This is a genomic window from Streptomyces sp. NPDC055506 (genome assembly GCF_053643595.1).
Map to the genome: position 1 here is coordinate 1 of NZ_JBSHKH010000272.1, position 2,601 is coordinate 2,601.

At 76.2% G+C, this 2,601-nt stretch carries 2 protein-coding genes; one reads left to right on the plus strand and one right to left on the minus strand.

The window, feature by feature from the left end:
- Positions 1-1,352 (minus strand): helix-turn-helix domain-containing protein (locus tag ACWIF2_RS40520; protein ID WP_454366696.1); only part of this gene is annotated, 1,352 nt, incomplete at its 3' end.
- A 97-nt stretch (positions 1,353-1,449) separates the two neighbouring features.
- Between ACWIF2_RS40520 and ACWIF2_RS40525 the strand changes: the two genes are divergently transcribed.
- On the plus strand, positions 1,450-2,601 hold a 1,152-nt coding region (locus tag ACWIF2_RS40525; RefSeq protein WP_454366698.1), incomplete at its 3' end, for a cell division protein PerM.

Here is a 2,601-nt window from a genome sequence, read left to right on the forward strand (position 1 = left end):
CTCCTCCACCAGTTCACGCCCGCGGTCGAGCGGCTCGGCATCGCCGCGTTCCGCACCGGGCAGGAAGCCCTGCACGGCGTCGCCTGGATGGGCCCCGCGACCGTCTTCCCGCAGGCCGTCGGCATCAGCCGGTCCGGCCCCCGCTGCTGCTCCTCGCGCAGCAGCTTGCTCCGCAGGTCCCGCTCCGACTCCGACAGCGGTCCGGGCGCGACCGGCGGCGGTACGCCCTGGACGGTCTCGCCCGCCGGTACGGGCGGCTCGTAGCGCGTCGGGGCCGTACGCACGGTGAGCACCGTGGTCCCGATCAGCAGGGCCGTGAAGGCGATGGCCGCCCGGGTCCAGAGGCGAGCCCGGCGTTCCCCGGCCTGCCGCACCACCAGCGGCTTGGCGGCCCGCAGTCGCTCGGTGGAGGCGAGTTCGACCAGCCGCCAGTGCAGGACCTCCGGGTCCGCCAGCTCCGGCAGCCGTTCGGCGACCGCCTCGCGCGCGTGCGTCAGCCGGTTCACGGCGGCGCGGGTGCTCGCCTCCGTCTCCGCCGCCGTCTCCGGCAGGCCGAGGCCGACGCCGTCGTAGAGCAGCAAGGTGCGGCGGTACGAGGGCGGGAGCCTCAGGAGGGTGTCCATCAGCGCGCGGTCGAACGCGTCGGGCGGGGGCGGCTCGGGGTGCCGGTAGCGGGGCCTGAGCCGGTGCCACGGGGAGAGCGCGCACTCGTACGCCACCGCGCGCACCCAGCCCGCCGGGTCCCGGTCGCGGGCCACCTCGGGCCAGCGCTGCCAGGCGATCTGGAAGGCCCGCTCGACGGACTCCCTGGCCAGCTCACGGCGCCCGGTCAGCAGATAGGTCTGCCGGACCAGCGCGGGGGCGCAGAAGGCGTACAGCGCGTCGAAGGCCTGTTCGGGGTCGAGTGCGGAGGTCGCGTCGTCCGGCCGGTGCGGGGCCTTCGCCCGGCCGGGGGCCCGGCTGAGGTCGGCGAGGGTGACGCGGGGGGTGCTGCGGCCACGGTCGGCAGCGGGGGCGCGGCCCCGGTCGGCGACATGGGCGCGGTCCCGGTCCCTGGCGGGCGGGCGGCTCCCGGCGCCCCTGCCCCTGGAGGAAGACCGGCCTCGGTCGGTCGTGGCGACGCTCGTAAGAGGCTCCGTCACCTCCCCTGGCCCACCAAGTGAGTTCAGCAGCCTCGCGTACTTCTCCCCCTTGCGGCCGCGTGGCGTCGCGCGGCCGGTCTCCCATCCGCGCACCGTCTCGCTGGTGACGCCCACCCGGGAAGCCAGCTGAGCCCGCGTCAGCGAGGCGGCCTCGCGCAGGCGTCGGCGTTCCTTGGGCGGAGGGAGCTGGAGGGCAGGGCTCTGTGTCACAGGGCGCCCCTGAGTACGGAAAAGTACATAAAACGTATATTGAGCGACACAACGGTGGTTCGCCTGTTACGACGGGAAAGCGCGTGTCGTTGGGAGCATGGCGGGCGTGATCAAGATGACCGCTCGCCGCCGTCTGCCGGCACTCCTGCTCGCCCGGGTGCGCGACCGTTCGCCCGGACTGGGAGACGCCCTCGTGAGTGGTGCGGTGGCGGCGGGCCTGGGGCTCGCGTGGTTCGCCGTGCTGGTGATGCTGCTGTGGATCACCTCGCCGTACCCCGACAGCGGGCCCGGCGGCGTGCTGCACGTGACGGCGGCGCTGTGGCTGCTGGCCCACGGAGCCGAGCTGGTCCGCGTCGACACGCTCTCCGGCGTCCCGGCCCCCGTGGGCATCCCGCCGCTGCTCCTGCTCGTGCTGCCGGTGTGGCTGCTGCTCCGGGCGGCACGCGACGCCACGGAGGGCAGGGCGGGGGACGAGGACGTCGTCGGCGGCTTCAAGGCCATCGCGACCGTCGAGGACCTGGAAGGCCCCGAGGATGCCGAGGAGATCGACGGCGCGGGACCGCCGCTGGTCGCCGCCCGTACGGCGTGGACGGGTGTCGTCCTCGGCTACCTGGCCGTCGCCCTGCCCGCCGCGCTGTTCGCCGCCGGCGGTGTGCTGCGGCCGTCGTGGCTGTGGACGGGCGTGTACGTGCCGCTGGTCGCCGTCCTCGCGGCGGGGGTGGGGGTGTGGTCGGCGTACGGCCGTCCGGGCGGGCCGCTGCGGCGGCTGCTGCGGGTTCTGCCGGCGGGCCTGCGGCCGCTGGTCCACGGCCCGGACGGGCGCCCCGGTGCCGCCGCCCGGGCCGCGGCGGCCGGAGTGGCGGTGCTGCTCGGGGGCGGCGCGCTGCTGGTGGCGGCGTCGCTGGTGGGGCACGGTACGGAGGCCCAGGCGTCGTGGCTCCGGCTGACCGAGGGGTGGTCGGGGCGGTTCGCGGTCCTGCTGCTCTGCGTGGCCCTGCTGCCGAACGCGGCGGTGTGGGGCGCCGCGTACGCCCTCGGCCCCGGCTTCGCGCTCGGTGCCGGCCATGTCATCGGCCCGCTGTCCTCCGCACCGCCGCCGTTCCTGCCGCCGTTTCCGCTGCTGGCGGCGGTGCCGGAGGCGGGGCAGGGGGCGCTCCTGCACTGGGCGGCCGGGGTCGTGCCGGTGGTCGCCGGGGTGGTGATGGGCCGGACCGTGGCGCGCGGGGCGGCCCTCGGAGAGCGCGGCGGA